The organism is Microvirga sp. ACRRW (assembly GCF_022346925.1).
Taxonomy (GTDB): domain Bacteria; phylum Pseudomonadota; class Alphaproteobacteria; order Rhizobiales; family Beijerinckiaceae; genus Microvirga.
Genome location: NZ_JAKRNJ010000002.1, coordinates 361,026 through 376,985, shown reverse-complemented (window position 1 = coordinate 376,985; position 15,960 = coordinate 361,026). Strand labels below are relative to the sequence as shown.

10 protein-coding genes are annotated in these 15,960 nt (G+C 60.1%); 5 read left to right on the top strand and 5 right to left on the bottom strand.

Features of this window, described 5'->3' with window-relative positions:
• Positions 1–581: 581 nt before the first annotated feature.
• Positions 582–1,460, top strand: a complete 879-nt coding sequence (locus MHY87_RS06035) for an aldose 1-epimerase family protein (protein WP_239350374.1) — start codon at positions 582–584, stop codon at positions 1,458–1,460.
• A gap of 74 nt (positions 1,461–1,534) precedes the next feature.
• Here the strand turns inward: MHY87_RS06035 and MHY87_RS06030 are convergent, their stop codons facing one another.
• Positions 1,535–2,956, bottom strand: coding sequence for a mannose-1-phosphate guanylyltransferase/mannose-6-phosphate isomerase (locus MHY87_RS06030; protein ID WP_239350373.1), 1,422 nt, complete (start codon positions 2,954–2,956; stop codon positions 1,535–1,537).
• Between the two features lie 89 nt (positions 2,957–3,045).
• Between MHY87_RS06030 and MHY87_RS06025 the strand changes: the two genes are divergently transcribed.
• The 4 genes from MHY87_RS06025 (at position 3,046) to MHY87_RS06010 (ending at position 7,129) form a co-directional block, all read left to right on the top strand.
• Positions 3,046–4,275 carry a glycosyltransferase family 4 protein gene (locus tag MHY87_RS06025; RefSeq protein WP_239350372.1) on the top strand — a complete coding sequence of 410 codons (1,230 nt, stop codon included), beginning with the start codon at positions 3,046–3,048 and terminating at the stop codon, positions 4,273–4,275.
• The gene (locus MHY87_RS06020; protein WP_239350371.1) at positions 4,265–5,422 is read left to right on the top strand and encodes a glycosyltransferase family 4 protein; all 1,158 of its coding nucleotides are present in this window, start codon (positions 4,265–4,267) and stop codon (positions 5,420–5,422) included. Before MHY87_RS06025 ends, MHY87_RS06020 begins: the two co-directional genes overlap by 11 nt.
• A 110-nt stretch (positions 5,423–5,532) precedes the next feature.
• Positions 5,533–6,366 (top strand): ABC transporter permease, encoded by an 834-nt coding sequence (locus MHY87_RS06015; protein ID WP_239350370.1) that lies wholly within the window; start codon positions 5,533–5,535, stop codon positions 6,364–6,366.
• 1 nt (position 6,367) lies between these two features.
• Positions 6,368–7,129, top strand: a complete 762-nt coding sequence (locus tag MHY87_RS06010) for an ABC transporter ATP-binding protein (RefSeq protein WP_239350369.1) — start codon at positions 6,368–6,370, stop codon at positions 7,127–7,129.
• A gap of 16 nt (positions 7,130–7,145) precedes the next feature.
• Here MHY87_RS06010 and MHY87_RS06005 read toward each other — a convergent pair whose 3' ends face one another.
• From MHY87_RS06005 to gmd, 4 genes are all read right to left on the bottom strand, one after another.
• Complete coding sequence (locus MHY87_RS06005; RefSeq protein WP_239350368.1) at positions 7,146–10,574, bottom strand: glycosyltransferase; 3,429 nt, start codon at positions 10,572–10,574, stop codon at positions 7,146–7,148.
• A gap of 227 nt (positions 10,575–10,801) precedes the next feature.
• Positions 10,802–13,624: a glycosyltransferase gene (locus MHY87_RS06000; protein ID WP_239350367.1), complete on the bottom strand. Its 2,823-nt coding sequence runs from the start codon at positions 13,622–13,624 to the stop codon at positions 10,802–10,804.
• Between the two features lie 160 nt (positions 13,625–13,784).
• Positions 13,785–14,762 (bottom strand): NAD(P)-dependent oxidoreductase, encoded by a 978-nt coding sequence (locus MHY87_RS05995; protein WP_239350366.1) that lies wholly within the window; start codon positions 14,760–14,762, stop codon positions 13,785–13,787.
• On the bottom strand, positions 14,762–15,751 hold the full coding sequence (gene gmd, locus MHY87_RS05990; protein ID WP_239350364.1) for a GDP-mannose 4,6-dehydratase: 990 nt from the start codon (positions 15,749–15,751) through the stop codon (positions 14,762–14,764). Before gmd ends, MHY87_RS05995 begins: the two co-directional genes overlap by 1 nt.
• Positions 15,752–15,960 lie beyond the last annotated feature (209 nt).

Below are 15,960 nucleotides of genomic sequence, written 5' to 3'. Positions count from 1 at the left end.
ATTATACCTATGTAACTCTATTATCCGTAACGTTACATTGTAATGCAAGCACCAAAAACGAGTCCGCTAAGCTCGGCAGGTTAAAGTTTGCAAGGATTGAGAGCGGATTTTTCCGAATCCCGCCGTATCGTTAGGGAATCGCGGCCAAAGGACGGATGTTTGCGCAAGCTCACGCTGCATTGTTGCAAATGGGCAATGCCAAGCATTGTTGCCATAGGTTGCATCAGTCATGTTATTTGCAATTTATGATTTTAAACCATCGGATTTGTTTTCGGTAAAAATCCTAGAATTTCGGGCGCGGCATGAGCCTGATGGGGCGGTCAGCTTTCCTTGTGCCTAGGCCTTTTCCAAGAATATGATCCCACCCAGCAAGAAGGTGGGCATCTTTGCGCGCAAGTCGTCGCCCCCTCCCTTCAGACCCGTCAATCGGTCACAAAATAAGCTGAGAACGGAGACTGCTCTTTCCTCACCGCAACTTGTCTCATGTCGAAGAGGCGTTAAACAAACCCAGCCCATCGGTCCCTGCCTCGGGTTGGGCAGCAATGGCGAAGTTTTGGAACCCGCATCGTAAGGAACCGCCGATGACGATTACGCTGTCCAACTCCCACCTCAAGGCCCAGATCTCCACTCAGGGAGCGGAGCTGACGGCCTTATGCGACGAGGCAGGAAGGGAGCTTCTCTGGAACGGCGATCCGGCGTTCTGGACGGGACGTTCCCCCCTGCTCTTTCCCGTGGTCGGGCGCCTGCGCGACGACAGGACGCTCATCGATGGCCGGTCCCATTCCATGAAGCAGCATGGGTTTGCGCGCGCCTCGCTGTTCGAGATCGTCGATGCCGGCGCCGAGGCCTGCCGCCTGCGCCTCGGCTCGAGCGATGCCACCCAGGAGCAATATCCCTTCGATTTCAGGCTGGACGTGACCTACCATCTCAATGGCGCCCGGCTGGTCTTCACGGCATCGGTCTTCAATCTGGGGGATCGTGCCATGCCTGTCTCCTTCGGCTTCCACCCGGCCCTGCGCTGGCCCCTGCCCTATGGCGGCGAGCGGGACGCTCACGAAATCCGTTTCGAGAAGGCGGAGGCGGCATCCCTGCACGCATTATCGGATGGGCTGATCGGCGAGGCCTCCCGCCAGACGCCCGTGCAAGGCAATCGCCTGCCCCTCCATGACGATCTGTTTCAGGACGGGGCGCTGGTGTGGAGCAAACTCGATAGCCGCATGGTGCGCTACGGCGTTCCGGGCCGTCGCTCCGTCACGGTGTCGTTCCCCGACATGCCGCATCTCGGCATCTGGACGAAGCCAGGAGCGGGCTATGTCTGCATCGAGCCCTGGCAGGGCTATGCCGATCCGGTCGGGTTCGAGGGCGAGTTCAAGGACAAGCCGGGCATCGTGACGATCCAGCCGGGAGAGAGCCGCGACTTCGCCATGGAGATTGCCGTCGATCCGCCGGCCAATTCCTGAAATTCACGACGCTCAAAGAAAAAGCTCCGGCCTGGTCGGGCCGGAGCTTTCTCGTATACCTGGAACGATGGGCCTCAGCGGCCGTAGATGTCCTCGACGCGGATGATGTCGTCCTCGCCGGTGTAGCTGCCCACCTGAACCTCGATCACTTCGAGCGGGATGCGGCCCGGATTGACGAGGCGGTGCATCGACCCGATCGGGATGTAGATCGACTCGTTCTCGTGAATGAGGCTCACGTTCTCGTTCACGGTCACCTCGGCGGTGCCCTTCACCACCACCCAATGCTCGGCGCGGTGATGATGCTTCTGCAGCGAGAGGCGTCCGCCCGGCTTCACCATGATGCGCTTCACCTGGAAGCGGGTGCCGTGGTCGATGCGCTGATACCAGCCCCAGGGGCGGTACATGCGGTGATGCTCGCTGGCCTCGGGACGCTGCTTGGCACGCATGGCGACCACGAGGTCCTTCACCAGCTCGGAACGGCTGCGCGAGGTCACGAGCACCGCATCGGGCTTGGCCACCACGACGATATCGTCGAGCCCGACTACCGTGGTCAGGATCTCGTCGCTGTGGATGAGGCTGTTGCGGGCTTCCACCACTTCCACGTTGCCGCGAAGCGAATTGCCGTCCTCATCGCGCGGCGAGGCATCCCACAGGGCGCCCCAGGAGCCGATATCGGACCAATGGAACGACACGGGCAGCACGCCCGTGCGCTCGGTGCGCTCCATGACGGCATAGTCGATGGAAATCTTCGGAGCCTTCTTGAAGGATTCCTCGTCGAGGCGGATGAAGTCGAGATCGATGGCTGCGTTCTCGAGAGCGTCCCGTGCGGCGGCCAGGATCTCGGGCTGGAAGCGCTCCAGCTCCTCGATCATCACGTCGGCGCGGAACAGGAAGTTGCCGCTGTTCCAGAGAAAGCCCTGATCGATATAGCTCTGTGCCGTTTCCGCATTCGGCTTCTCGACGAAACGGTCGACGCGGAACGCATCGGTGTTCTTGATCGCCTTGCCGGTCTGAATGTAGCCGTAGCTGGTCGCCGGGTATTGCGGCACCACGCCCAGGGTCATGATGTGCCCCTGACGAGCAGGCTCGATGGCATCCTCGCACGACGCGACGAAAGCCGCCGGGTCGTCGATCACGTGATCGGCGGCGATGACGAGCACGATCGTCTCGGGGTCGTGACGGGCGGCATGGCAGGCCGCGACGGCAATCGCAGCAGCGGAATCGCGCTGGATCGGCTCGAGGATGATGTCGGCCTCGGCTCCGATCTGCGCCAGCTGCTCGGCCACAATGAAGCGGACGTCGTTGCTGGAAACGATGGTCGGGCGCTGGAAGACATGCGGCGCGGTCACGCGCTGAACCGCGGTCTGGAAGGTAGAATGGTCACCGAGCAGGTCGATGAACTGCTTCGGCATGCTGTCGCGAGATGCCGGCCAAAGGCGGGTGCCGGAGCCGCCGCACATGACGACAGGTAGGATTTTGGTGCTGCCCTCGCTCATATTCTGCCCTTCTCTTTCCTTCTGGCGCGTCGTAAACACCAGCCCTCTCTACGTCAACTCGGACTGCAGGGTTATTGCAAGTATCTATCATGGTTAGCCTGCTCCCCACATTGCACCGCATCTGGCGCCTTTTCCCGGCGCAGGCACGCAGGCGTTTCTATGAAAAGGCCACGAATGCGGTGAGTCCCAAGGCTGCCTGGACCGGAAAAACCCCTCGGGAGCCGGCGGAGCCGTTTATTGTCGCAGGGGCCTTGAGCGCCCCGACCGGCCTCGGCGAGGCCGCGCGGCAGATCCTGTTCGGCCTCATTGCCGGGGGGTACCGTGTAAGCGCCATCGACCTCTCGAAGGATCTTGCTCAAAAGAGCATGATCCCCCTTCCCGAACTGCCGCCGCCCCCGACGGGCCCCGGCACCCTGCTTCTGGCGGTGCAGCCCCCCAATGTGGCGCACGCGCTCACCCTGATCGGCCGCTCGATGCTGGCCGACAAGCTCAGGATCGGCTGCTGGGTGTGGGACCTGGAGGTTCTGCCCGAGAGCTGGATCGAACAATCCCGTCTCGTGCACGCCCTCGCGGGCCCGAGCCGTTTCTGCACCGAGACCTTCGAGCGGCGCATGGACCTTCCCGTCCGGCTGATCCGCTATCCCATCGGCATCGTGCAGGCTCCCCAGGCCCTGAGAGGCAAGAGCGGCACGCTCCGCTTCGGCGCCGCGATGGACCTCGGCTCCACCTCGGCCCGCAAGAACCCGCTGGCGGTGCTGCAGGCCTTCCGCCGGGCTTTCGGACCTGGCGATGCCGTCAGTCTCTCCATCAAGCTCAGGGATGTCGGCGCCGATCCCGCCATGTTTGCCGAGCTTCAGTCCCTGGCCGCCACGGATGGCCCGCCGGTCGAGATCCTGAACGGGGACTTTCCCCTTAAGCGCATGGAGGAATGGTGGCGCGGCCTCGACGTCTTCGTGTCGCTCCATCGCTCCGAAGGCTTCGGGCTTCTGCCTGCGGAAGCCATGTTGCGCGGCATTCCCGTGATTTCGACCGACTGGTCGGCCACGGCGGAGTTCATCTCGCCCGAAACCGGCTGGCCCGTTCCGGCCACCCTGGTCCCGGTGATCGATTCCACGGGCCGCTACGAGCTCGAAGGAGCTCAGTGGGCTGAGCCCGACATGACGGCCGCCGTTGATGCGATGAAGGACGCGGCCCGGAACCACGAGGAGGTTTCTCGCCGCGGCGCAGCCTCCGTCGAAGCCGCCAGGCGTATCTTCTCGCTCGAACAATTGCAGGCGGGCCTCGGCCTTCCCACCGGTATCAGGCAACATGCAGAATAACGGCGTCACCGGCTCCGCATCCGTCCGCCCCCGGGTCGTGCTCCATTACTGGGGGCGACGCGGCGGCGGCTCGCTCGCAACCCTGCTTCTGGCTCAACATCTGAGCACCGGCGAGCAGCCTTGCGACGTGGTTTTCTCGTTGTTTCGCGGCAATCACGACCTGGAAGCCTTCAAGGCGACAGGCCTGCCGATCGTGTTCATCGACCGCCCTCACCTGTCCGACCTTGTCCAGAAAGCCTGGTCATTGCCCCGGATGCTGCGGGAGCACGCGGACCGCCTGGCCGCGCTGAAGCCCAAGGCGGTCATCATGACGATGAACTCGCCCTTCGCCTGGCCTTTCATGGGCATGCTGCAAAGGCGTGGCCTGAAGGTGGCTTACACGGCTCACGATGCCGCGCCCCACCCTGGAGATTACGCGGCCACCTGGCAGCGCATCACCCAGGATCTGCTCATCAAGGGAGCAGATAGGGTCGTTGCTCTCTCCAGAAGCGTCGCCAAGCGCGTGGCTGAGCGCATCCCTTCCGCCGCCGGAAAGATCTCGGTTGTGCCTTTGGAGGTGATCTATCCGACCAAGCGCATGAGCCTGCCGGATCGCAACGCCGATGAGCCGATCAAGCTGCTCTTTTTCGGCCGCCTGATTTTTTACAAGGGCCTGGACCGCCTCGCGGAGGTTCTGACACCCCTGAAGACACGGCCCGACTGGCGCCTGACCATTGCGGGCGCGGGCCCTCTCGAAGGGAAGGTCAGGGAGCTGTTCGCGGGCTGGCCGCAGGTGAATCTGGAATTCGGCTGGATCAGCGATCAGCGATCGGACGAACTCTATGCGGAGCATGACCTTCTGCTGTGCCCCTACACGGAAGCCAGCCAGTCGGGCGTGATCTCCGAGGCCCTTTCCTGGGCCCTGCCCAGCATCGTCATGCCGATGGGAGCCCTGCCCGAGCAGATCGGCTTCGGAACCGCCGGGCTCGTCGCAGAGGACGCAAGCGCCGATGCTTTTCGCCGCAGCCTCGAGCTGGTGCTGGATCAGCCGGATCGTTTAAAGGATATGTCCCGTCGAACGGCGGAGCTCCTGCTCGAACGACAAAGGGAGCGCGGCTGGTTCGAACTGGCGAGCGGCCCCGCCTTTTCCACCTCACGCCTCCCCTAGTTTCACGGGACAACCGCTCCCAGGGCAATCGCTTCAATCATTCCAAGGTTGTCCCTCAGCGGCAAATCTCCTATAGCCCTCGGACAATTAGGGCCTCAAGGCCGAAAGACATGCCCGCCAATATTACCATGGACGCTTCAAAACCTGACGGTTTCCCCGACCTTCTGAAAGATGCCCTCGAGGACATCTGGGATGGCGCGCGCCGGTATCATTTGTGGCTGGCTTTCGCGACGGAAGATATTCTGGACGCCTATCGCCATACGAGCATCGGCATTCTTTGGAATGCCTTCTCATTCCTGCTTTTCGCTCTCGCCATCATCCTGGTTTTCGGGCTCGATGGGCAAGGACCGACCGATGGTTACGTCGTTCATCTGGTCACGGGCTTGCTGATCTGGAACTTCATCAACCTGATCATCAATCAGGCCCCGACCGTCTTTGGGCAGAACGAGCGCTTCATCAAAGGCAGCAAGCTGCCCTTGTCGATCTTCTGTTTCCAGGTGACGGCCCGGGCACTCATCCTCTCTGCGTTTTCAGCGCTTGCCGCCCTCTTCGTGCTCGTGTGGTACGGATACCCTCATAGCTGGGCTGCGCTTGGCGCGATCCCCGCAATCATCTGGTTCATCATCACGGCCGTTCCCGTCCAACTGCTCCTGGGGTCTCTGGGCGCCTTCACCCGAGACGTGCAGCAGATCATCGAGAACGTGATGCGGGCCGTGTTCTTCCTGACGCCGGTCATGTGGGTCGCCGTACCGGAGTCTCACCGCTATGCCGTCGCGAAGCTCAATCCCTTCACCTACTACATCGAGATTTTCCGCATTCCCATTGTCGACGGTTTCATTCCTTGGAATGCATGGTTGGCTTGCATTCTCATGACCGGCGTCTTCTGGGCTGCAGCCCTCGTGGTGTTCACCTACACGCGCCGGAAGATCGTTTTCTGGATCTGATATGACAGCGATGCAGCCCACGGTATCCGTTAAAAATCTGACGCTTGAGTACCGCGCAACCGCGAAGCGCCGCCTCATTCCGGGCTTCCGCCGGAAGGGCGCGCTCAAGCCGCTGGAGAGCAAGGTCGGCGGCGATTTCATCCTCAGTCGTAACGACCAGGTCGTCCGCTCGCTCGACAACGTGAGCTTCTCCCTTGAAAAGGGCGACCGCCTAGGATTGATCGGCACCAACGGCGCCGGCAAGTCAACTCTCCTCATGGTCCTCGCGGGGATCTATCCGCCGACGAGCGGCTGCGTCGAGGTCAATGGACGCATCGATGCTCTTTTCAACATTTCGCTTGGATTCCGTCCGGAAGCGACAGGCCGCAGAAACATCATTCTTCGCGGCCTCATCAACGGATGGAGCCCCGATCTGATCGAGGAGAAGATGGACTCCATCATCGAGTTCAGCGAACTCGGTCAGTTCATCGACATGCCATTCAAAAGCTATTCTCAAGGCATGGCGGCCCGTTTGGCCTTCTCCATCGCGACGGCGGTCTCACCCGACATTCTTCTACTGGACGAATGGATTGGTGCAGGCGACGTCGACTTCCAGCACAAGGCTCAGGCGCGCATGACGTCGCTGGTGAACAGCGCCAGCACAATGGTGATCGCGTCCCACAATTATGCGCTGCTCAAATCGGTCTGCACGAAAGTGCTTCACCTGGAGCACGGGCGCATCGCGGCCTTCGGCGCCCCTGACGAACTTCTCACGGAAGCATAACGAGGCTGTCGCCGCCTTAAGTATCCGGTGACAGTAGGATTGTCGCCGCATCATCCCAATTCGGCGGAGCATAGGCGCGAGCCTGCTGGTAGAGCGCGTCGCGCATTCCCTCGCTCGAAAGCAGAGATTTCATGGCCTCGAGCCAACCGAAATAATCGTCGGGTTCAACCCTGAGGAGCGCTGGGGAGAGAGTCTCGACGGCACTCGGGAGAGTGCTTGAGACGATGCAGGGCTTGCCGAAGAAAAGGCTCTCGATCGGAGGCAGGCCCCAGCCCTCATTCGTGGCTGGGTAAATCGTAAAGAGGCAGTTCCCGTAAAGCCAAGCCAACTCAGCAGCCGAAGCTTTGTCGTAAACAAAAACATTGTCTTGCGCTGCGTCCGGCCGGAAAGCTGAAACCTGAGAGGACCCGGCATCGGATCGCTCGCCATCGACGAGGATCAAGCCGACATCGGCAAACCCGCTCGACCTGTCCCCGCGCAGCTCCTTCCAGACGTTACGGATGAAATCCTGACGCTTCCTGTTGCTGGCTGCTGAAACGTAGATGACGAACCGCTCAGGAAGGGCATACTTCGGACGCCTCGGCTCAACTGTCCGCATCTCGTCGCTGACGCCGAGAGTGATGCGTTTCGTTCGCGCCTGCAGTCCGTTGAGCGCGATGAACTGTCTGATCTCCGCCTCGACTTGGCTAGAAGTCACGACGGCGGTATCCGTTACGGATAGAAGCTTGATCAGCCTCTTTCGAAAGGCCTTCTGCGTGTCCTGATCGAAGGCCTCGGGATCCGTCACGTATGCGATGTCCGGAATATGCGCCCACAATCTCAGGTGAGCGGAACGAACCAGATCGCAGAGATTGTTCAGCATCTTGTCATTCGTCAGCCAGGGCTGTCCGAGCATGAGAATACGCTGACCATAGGTGGGCCCCTCATCGCCAAAGGCATAGACCGTATCGAAGACCGGCGACACGTAGACTTGAGGCTTCACGGCAGCCTTAGCGAGCGCCCCCACCCGATACATGGGAGGCAGGTGCAGGTCGAAGGTCGGACGGACCTTCCTGAGCAGGGTCTTTGCATGCACATTCACCCGACGCGGAAGAGCGGCGAGCGTCTGCTTGAATGCGGAAACGAGAAAGCGTTTGAGGGTGATCTCACCGGGTTTCGGAGGAATCATCACCTGCACTTTCGAGAGGCGATGAATTTCCTTGCCGCCCTGGACACTTCCATAGCCTGTCACGTGATGTGCTTCCGTGAGATCGGTAGCTTCTTTGATTGTTGCCGAGACGAACCTGCGATGAGCATCACTCCAGATAAACGATCGCATATCGGGAGCCATTTTCGCGATTGCGGTAATGAGGCTCCGTTCCATGCCGGCCTTGCCGATGAAACTGCGGCCCTGCGTAACCTGCTGCGCAGTGTCGAGCACGACGAAGTTGCACGCCTTCGACTTGGCTTTGGACCTCCTATCCTCGATGTTTCCGCTTGTCAGCTGCTTGTAGAGCGCAAGTGTTTCCTGCGTGTGACGCGAGATGTCGTAATTTTCCAGCGCCATTTGCGAACGCTTGCGCCGCAGGTCCCCGCTCTCCGGATTCTCGATCAGGTCGCGCACCGCCTTGCGGAGGCCGTCGAGATCACAAGGATGAACATAGCGCGCGAAGGATCCGAAATATTCCTCCTCGGATGCCATGTTGGAGAGAATGAGCGGTGTTCCTGCGGCTGCCGCTTCGAGTGCCGCGAGAGGCGCGCCTTCGGACCAGCTGTTCAGAACAAAGCAAGACGCCGCCTTGAACGCGCTGGCCAGCATTTGCCGGTTCTCGATCCGGTCGATGTGGATGAAATTAGGGCCGGCCCATTTTTTCAGAAGCTCGAGGTATCCCTCGTCTCCCACATGGCCGATGCAGACGAGCGGAACCTGAAGATCTTTCAGAGCATATGCAGCCAGTGCTTGATTTTTACGGGTCTCGATCCGCCCGACCATCAGAACGAAGTCCGACAGACCATATTGCCTCTTGAACATCTCTGCATCGCCGGCGGCCATGGCCTGCGCATCGACGCCATTACGGATGACGGAGGACGAGGCTGGTACGGCACCGATGGAATGCAGGAATCCGCGTTCGTAGTCACTCAAATAGACGACGTGATCTGCCAACCCTACGCTCTGGCGCAATGCCAGGAAATGCCCGGCGACTCCTTCAGGAGGCGGGCTCCCTGCCTCTGGATTGAAAACCGGGGTGAGGTTCCGAATGGCATTTATGCCGGCTTCAAGATGCTCGGGGTCGCTCACACCGTGCATGATCTCGCCGAGTGCGCTCGCCCAATAAGGCTGGTAGCTGAGATTGAGGGCGATCGGCGAATAGACGATCTTTGCGCTACTTCTCGATGCCTTGTCCAACTCCTCGATGGCCGATGAGAGCGGCCAGGAATTGAAGACATGGATCAATGAGTCCGACTGAATGGAACCGATTTCCAGCGACGGCACGACATCTATATCGACGCCAACATCGGCAGCAGATTGCACGATGTTAGCGATGCGGGAAGTAGGCCCGCCACGCAATTGCCTCTCGTTTCCGTGCGAGACAATGGTAAAGTGTTCCCTCTCGGTGCTTTTCGCCCGCCATTTTCCGGCAGCGGGGACTGTGCTGAGATCGTACTTACCCGCGAGCTCCTCAAATAGCTCGAGATGCTTCAACGCCCAATTGTCCCAAGTCGTTTGAAGTACGCTTTCGCGCAGCTGCTGGCGCTGCGCGACAAGGCCTTCGAGCACCTGCCGGAGCGATTGAGCATTGCCGTTTTCAAAGGGTATATGCGGAAACTCGCTTACCCATCCGACATCCGACGCGATGATCGGCACCCCACACGCCAAGCCCTCGAGAACGCTCATGGGACCGCCTTCGTAGAGTGACGGCACAAGAACGTAATCCAGGTCGTTGTAGAATTCCGGCAAGGCTTCGTCGGCGACATGCATTGGGCGACCGGGCCATCCCGATCCCGTGAACCGCCATTCGATCCCAGGAACATTCATGACCTGAGCAACGAGAGCTTCGCCCTTACGCCCCGTATGATAGGTGCGGCCGATCACACCGATGCGCACCTTCGGCTTGAAAACATCCAGATCGACGCCAGGCCTGATCATGGAAACGGACTGAAGGCCCGCCTCCTTCAACTCCTGCACATAGCGCTCGGCCATACAGACGCAGTGCTCGACCTTGCCTGCCGTCGAAAAGTAGCTATCGCGCGCACTTTGATCCCATTCTGAGTGGGTAAAGAATGCCACCTCGACAGGGCTGACACGGGCACGGTAGGACGAGTAATTGATGTAGTACTGAATGTCGGCAGTGGGGTCTGCATTCGTGCCGTAAGTAACGCTCTTCGATCTTTTGGCGATCTCGCTTGCGCACTTTTCAAGGATCCATCCACGATCCGCAATCTTGATGTGAACCCGATTTCCCATCGAACCGACGACCTTGGAACTTCCTGCAGCACGCGAAGTGAGTAGCCAGAGACTGCTTACGGCAAACCGATTGTGCCTCTATCTTAGGGGCAGAAGCTGCCTCCTTAATAGAGGAGATAGCCTGATGCAACTTGTTACAATTCTTAGGTTACAGCCGCCTTACCACCGAGGAAGCCTCCTCAGAGGTTCTGAGAGCGCCCCTTTGCTTGGAACTGCATGTCTCCGGGCTATGAAAGCAGGATGCTCTTGAGCTTCTTGCCATTCTCGGCCCAGGTCATCCATGGCATATTCTGAGACTTCGGGGCACGCCCCTCTTTGAACAGCTTCTGCCAATCCGTGAGAGCCTGCGCGAGATCCTTGGCGGTGCTGGCCGTGAAATAGCTGGCATGTTCGCCCGCAACCTCACGGAACACGGGAATGTCGCGTGCCAGGATCGGAATGCCATGACGGGCAGCCTCGATCAGAGGCAAGCCGAACCCTTCTCCTTCCGACGATGCGATCAGGCACGAGCAGGCTGCGTAAACCTTCTCCAGATACTCATCGCTGATGCCTTCGAGCCAGAACAGGCGCTTGCCTGCTTCGGGATGCCGGCGCAGCCGCTTGACGATCTGCGGAATGGTGCGGCGCATCTCAGGCTTGATGTTCTTCCAGCCTTCGGCGCCGACAATCACGAGATTGATATCGATCCCCCGGCTCCACAGAAGCTCGAAAGCATCCAGCACCTGCATGTGACCCTTGCGGGGCTCGATGGTACCTACCATCAGAAAGCTGGGACGGGAGTTGAGCACCTGCAGGACAGCGTTCGCGTCATCCGGAAGTCCCTTCGAGGGCGCCGAGGCTTCGATGTCCGCACCATGGTGTAGAATGGCAAACTCAAGATGCCGCAGGGCCTTCGGCTTGTACTTCTCGATCCAATTGCGTGTCGAATCCGCGACATCCTGGGAGATGCAGATCAGCCGGTCGGCGCTGTCGGCAAGACTGCCAAGCCAAAGAGAATGCTCGTCCGATCCCCAATCGGGAAAATGCTCAGGCATCGTAAGCGGCAGGATGTCGTGGATCAGGAAGCTGGTCTCAATGCCACGAGCGCGCCAATCGGCATAGACACCGGCTTGAGTGGCCTTGGTCACTCCCTCGGTCCAATAATCCGGCATGTAGAAAATGTCGCCCTCGGCGGCTTCGACCGGCTCATCCTCCAGGATGCTGCCGGGAAGGTCCAGCATGGATGCGGTGAACTCCCTGGCATAGCGGTAATGCCAGCGATCATGCGCAAAGTTGAGCCGCACCGGCTCGACCCGGAAGCCTGCGGGAGGATTGTTCAGAAGCTCCATCGCTTGCGCGCGGACGACACGCTGGATGCCTGTGCGATAATCGTCCTGCGCCAGGACGGAAACATCGACCAGGAGCTGACGTTCGCCGGGCCTGACGGGGTTGTCCCGCGCAAGATCATGGGCAGCGTTCAGCCACACAGGATCATCCGTCTCGGCCGGCATCAGCGATGCGGCCCGCTCCGCCAGGGCGCGCACGTCATGTGAGGCAGGCGCCGATTGAGCAAATCCCTCGATCGCCTTGGTGTACTGGCTGGCGATGTGATCCGGAGCATAATCGCGCTTGATGGCCTCGCGCGCCTTCTCTCCAAGCTCCTGCCGTCGGGCGCGGCTTTCGTGCAGCGTGATGATGGCGTTGGACAGATCGCTTATCGCGAACTCATCCGGCAGCATCACGACCGCATCCCGAGGCAGCTCCGCCATGGAGCCGTTGGCGTTGACGACCGTAGGCACTCCGTGAGCCATGCAATCGAGAACGGTACCGGATGTCTCGCCGCGGGAGAGCGAGCGCAACTGCACCGCCATATCCGCCGCCTGCAGATACTGCTTATAGAGCTCAGCCGGCGCAAAGCCCGTGATGCGAATGCGCTTTCGTGCTTTCGATTCCTGGATGGCCTTGCGCAGCCGGACGCAGGACTCGTCCTGGCATTCCTGTCCGACAAAAACGAGATAGCAATTCTCGTCGTCTGCCAGTGGGCTGTTCAACCATGCCTGCAACAGATGCTCGTTGAGCTTTGCTTCTCCCAGCACGCCGAATGAGCAGATCAGGAAGTCGCCCTCCTTGAATCCGAGGGCATCCCGCATCGCCTTACGGTTCAGTTCCTGAGGGAGATGCCGCAAATGGGGAATGACGATCCACTCATCAGCGAAGCCCTTTGCGTAACGGCTTTCCGCCAGTTTCTTCGAGTAGCTGCTGTGAACGATAATTCCCTGGGCGTTCTGCAGAACGGACAGATTGACGGGGTATTCGTGGACCGTCGCGAGTTCCGTCTTGCGGCCGAACCTATCCAGCAGAGCCGCGAAGCCATGGGAGTGATAGAGCTCGCGTGACCAAGCGCCATTCAGAATGTTCTGTACTTCGAGATGGGCGAGCAATCCGCTCTGATAGAAATCGTGCAGCACCACGACTCCCGGGAATCTCTCCAGAAGACGCAGCATGTGAAAATGAAAGATCGAGTTGCCGATGTGATAAACGATGCGATCATAGGCATGCGCGTGCCGCTCGAACCAATCCTGATCGCGCACGTTGCAATGCTCGTTGATCCAGGGATCGGAGACCTTATCCTGAACGACGATGACATCAATGTCGTAGTGCTTGGCAAGCTCCGGCAATAACTCTGCGCTGTAATCCGCGATCCCGCTCTGCTCCGGCGGCATCGGCGAGATGTAGGCGAGGCGTGGCAGAGCGCCCCTTCCCGCATCCGGTAGAGAGCCGCTTTCGAGATTGTTGCGGGCCCGCATCAAGCGCCGGTAGTAAAGGCGCGTCGAGTGGGAAGCCATTGACAGGTCGGCAGGCCCGTCCTCCGAGAAGGTTGGAGGCGGAAGAAAACGAAGCGCGCGCTGATGCATCATCGCGGCCCGCAACTTCGATCCGACCACCGGCACGCGCAGGACCAGCCGCTTCACGAGAGAGGCAAAGGCAGGGTATTCCTCGATCCGGTATACGATCGTGGCGAGTGTCGTCCTAATCACGCGGCGCAATTTTGAGCCGGGTCTGAATAACATACGAAACTCCTGTGCCTTACCCGCTGGCCACGTAGATGCTCAGCCCGCGAGAAAAGCCTGGAATGAGGCTCAACCGCCTACAATCTATCAATTCGGCAACCGGGTGGGAAACCCTTCGCCTGCGTTGTTGAAAAAAGCCACCCGGTCATTTCTCTTACCATCAATGATGCGCCAGGCGCGCCCGATGATCATCTAGGATGGCGGCAAGCGTCTGCTCGATGGAATAGCGCGGAGCCCAGCCGAGAATTTGACGCGCACGATCCGCATTGCCGACAACGCGAGGCAGATCGCTGGGACGATACCGTGCGGGATCCACCTCCGCCGTGATCTTGACGCGGCTCAGAGACAACAATTGCTGCAGCAAATCGCCGACCCTTCTGGAGGTCCCGGATGCGATATTGATGATGCATCCCGGCTCCAGAACATCGCTCTTCTTCACGGCTAAAGCATAGGCATCGGCGACGTCCCGGACATCGAGGAAATCCCGTTCCGCATCGAGATTGCCGACCATCATCACAGGCTCGGCGAGACCTTGCTCGATCCGTGCGATCTGCTGCGCGAAGGCCGAAAGGACGTAAGCGTCGGTCTGGCCTGCGCCGGAATGGTTGAAGGGGCGGAAACGCACGCATTTAAGGCCGCGCCGCGCCATCGCGCCCAATGCAAGATCTGCGGCAGACTTCGTCACGGAGTAATCATCGAGGGGCGCGACCAATGAATGCTCATCGAGAGGCTGCCCGGCCTTGGCGCTGTCGCCATAGATCAGGCCCGATCCCACATTGAGCAGGCAGCAGCGAGGCGCCTTTTCGAGAATCGCGCGGGCCAGATTGAGCGTGCCATGCACGTTCACATGCCACGCGGCATCGGGATCGGCGCTCGCGGCAGCGGGCGCCGCGATACCGGCCAGATGGATCACGTGCGTCGGATCGCAGCGAAAAAGGGCATCCTCGATGGATGCCCGATCGGTGATGTCCAGCGCCAGGACGGGTCCGAGCGCCGGATCGTTCACCGCGTCTTTGGCAGTCGGGAAGAGAGCGACGTCAGTTCCGCAGATGCGGCGAAGGGCATCCATCACGTAGGGGCCGACAAACCCCCGCGCGCCGGTAATCAGAACCCGTGTCCCCTCTCCCCGTGAGTGCATCAGAGATGCTCTTGGCGCTTCAGGCGAACGAGATCCGCCTCCACCATTTCCGCAACCAGCTGCTCCAGGGATGTCTCAGCCACCCAGCCCAGCTTCTGCTTGGCCTTGGCCGGATTGCCGTGCAGTACATCGACTTCGGCAGGGCGGAGATAACGCTCGTCCACGACCACGTGGTTCTCCATCTTGAGACCCACGTGCGCAAAGGCTAGCTCACAGAACTCACGCACGGGAGTGGTACGGCCGGTGGCGACGACGTAATCGTCCGGCGTGTCCTGCTGGAGCATCAGCCACATCGCTTTCACGTAGTCGCGGGCATGGCCCCAATCGCGCGTAGCGTCCAGGTTGCCGAGAGCGAGCTTGTCCTGCATGCCGAGCTTGATGCGCGCCACGCCGTCCGTGATCTTGCGGGTCACGAACTCGATGCCGCGCAGAGGCGACTCGTGATTGAAGAGAATGCCGCTCGAGGCGTGGAAGCCGAAGCTCTCGCGATAGTTCACCGTCATCCAGTGTGCATAGAGCTTGGCGGCGGCGTAAGGCGAACGCGGGTAGAACGGCGTCGTCTCAGACTGGATCGGCTCCTGGATCAGGCCATACATCTCGGACGACGAAGCCTGGTAGAACCGCGACTCCGGGGCAGCGATGCGCACGGCTTCCAGCATATTGGCAGCGCCCATGCCCGTGACGTTGCCGGTCAGGAGCGGCTGCTGCCAAGAGGACTTCACGAAGGACTGCGCGGCGAGGTTGTAGACCTCGTGCGGACGAACTTCCTGAATGACGCGGATCAGGCCCGAAAGGTCGGTCAGGTTGCCGTCGTGGAGGGTGATCTTGCCGGCCACGCCGATCCACTTCAGGCGGGCATCGATCACGTCCGCCGAGGCGCTGCGGCGCAGAAGGCCATGGACCTCATAACCCTGATCGAGGAGCAGCTTCGAGAGATAAGCCCCGTCCTGTCCCGTCACGCCGGTGATCAGCGCTCTTTTCGTACCCATCGTTCAATTTCCTGTTTCAAGCATCAAGAGCACACCGCAAGCACGGAGCTCAGAGGTCGGGATAAATCGCCAGCCATCCTTGGCAGTTGTTCGCGGCAGTTCTTGGCCTGGGAAGCAAAATGCTCCGTTTGACAAGGCATGAAAACCGCCTGAATTTGGGGGATGCAGATACAATGCAGCTGACCTGCGCGTCAACATCATTAAGCCAT

Bases quoted from the DNA above. Each gene is read 5' to 3' on its own strand.
- MHY87_RS06035 (WP_239350374.1), top strand. From the start codon at position 582: ATGACGATTACGCTGTCCAACTCCCACCTCAAGGCCCAGATCTCCACT.
- MHY87_RS06030 (WP_239350373.1), bottom strand. From the start codon at position 2,956: ATGAGCGAGGGCAGCACCAAAATCCTACCTGTCGTCATGTGCGGCGGC.
- MHY87_RS06025 (WP_239350372.1), top strand. From the start codon at position 3,046: ATGGTTAGCCTGCTCCCCACATTGCACCGCATCTGGCGCCTTTTCCCG.
- MHY87_RS06020 (WP_239350371.1), top strand. From the start codon at position 4,265: ATGCAGAATAACGGCGTCACCGGCTCCGCATCCGTCCGCCCCCGGGTC.
- MHY87_RS06015 (WP_239350370.1), top strand. From the start codon at position 5,533: ATGCCCGCCAATATTACCATGGACGCTTCAAAACCTGACGGTTTCCCC.
- MHY87_RS06010 (WP_239350369.1), top strand. From the start codon at position 6,368: ATGACAGCGATGCAGCCCACGGTATCCGTTAAAAATCTGACGCTTGAG.
- MHY87_RS06005 (WP_239350368.1), bottom strand. From the start codon at position 10,574: ATGGGAAATCGGGTTCACATCAAGATTGCGGATCGTGGATGGATCCTT.
- MHY87_RS06000 (WP_239350367.1), bottom strand. From the start codon at position 13,624: ATGTTATTCAGACCCGGCTCAAAATTGCGCCGCGTGATTAGGACGACA.
- MHY87_RS05995 (WP_239350366.1), bottom strand. From the start codon at position 14,762: ATGCACTCACGGGGAGAGGGGACACGGGTTCTGATTACCGGCGCGCGG.
- gmd (WP_239350364.1), bottom strand. From the start codon at position 15,751: ATGGGTACGAAAAGAGCGCTGATCACCGGCGTGACGGGACAGGACGGG.